Source organism: Aerococcus sp. L_32 (assembly GCF_050689315.1).
Genome location: NZ_JBOEQF010000524.1, coordinates 1 through 1,229, shown reverse-complemented (window position 1 = coordinate 1,229; position 1,229 = coordinate 1). Strand labels below are relative to the sequence as shown.

Sequence of the window (1,229 nt, the reverse complement as noted above, 5' to 3'; positions counted from 1 at the left end):
AATACAGCTATTGCCTTAGAGTATATCCATACGTATTCTTTAATTCACGATGACCTACCAGCAATGGACAATGATGATTACCGCCGGGGTAAACCGACTAACCATAAAGCCTTTGATGAAGCGACAGCTATTCTTGCTGGCGACTCATTGCTAACGGATGCATTTGCCTTAATTGCAGCTGACTCAAAAATCGAAAATACAGAAACAAAATTAAAATTAATTGCGGAATTGTCAAAGGCAGCCGGTTCTAGCGGTATGATTGCCGGGCAAATCATGGATGTTGAGTCAGAAGGCAAGCAAATTAATTTGCATTCACTACAAAACATCCATAAGCACAAAACTGGTGAATTGATCCGCTATGCTATTTTTGCAGGGGGACAAATCGCTGAGGCTTCGAGTGAAGTTGTTGCCTTATTAGATGACTTCGCTTGGACATATGGGATTGCTTACCAAATCCAAAATGACTTGCAAGAAGTGATGTGGACGGATCAAGCGCGAGGTAAATTGAACCATTCAGATGCAGATCTAGATAAAAATACTTACCCGTCAATAATGGGTACTAATGGTGCCTTGACGGCATTATCTGATAAAATAGAATCATGTAAAAGTATATTAAATCAAATTCAGGCAATTCAACCAGCATTTGATGTAGAATTATTAGCTGGCTTCTTGAAATACTTAAATATTTAATTGAAAAAAGGGGTGAATTAATGGAGAAAGAAAGAGCGGATATTTTAGTTGTTCGCCAAGGATTAGCGGATTCGCGTGAAAAGGCCAAACGATTTATTATGGCGGCACAAATTTACACTGAAAAGGCCTTACGAGTGGATAAACCGGGTGAAAAGTTACCGGTAAAGACTCAATTGACTTTAAAAGGGGAAGATGTGCCATATGTATCTCGTGGGGGCTTTAAATTAGTTAAAGCCATGGAGTCTTTTGATATCGACTTTACCGAGAAGAAAGTGCTAGATATTGGCTCATCAACTGGTGGATTTACAGATGTTGCCTTACAAAATGGCGCCAGCATGTCTTACGCCCTAGACGTTGGAACCAATCAGCTTGACTGGAAACTACGTTCTGATGACCGGGTTGTGGTGATGGAACAAACAAATTTCCGTTATTCAAAGCCTGAAGACTTTGTAGCCGGACAACCAGATATCGCAACAATTGACGTATCCTTCATTTCATTAGATTTGATATTACCGCCTTTACGCCCTATTCTTCAAAGC

2 protein-coding genes are annotated in these 1,229 nt (G+C 40.0%); both read left to right on the top strand.

Going from position 1 to position 1,229, the window contains the following annotated elements; all coding sequences use genetic code 11:
- The coding region (locus ACRCJ0_RS14475; protein ID WP_431390907.1) for a polyprenyl synthetase family protein at positions 1 to 690 on the top strand (690 nt) is incomplete at its 5' end.
- Positions 691 to 710: 20 nt separating this feature from the next.
- Positions 711 to 1,229, top strand: a 519-nt coding sequence (locus ACRCJ0_RS14470; RefSeq protein WP_431390906.1) for a TlyA family RNA methyltransferase, incomplete at its 3' end; no start/stop codon positions are given.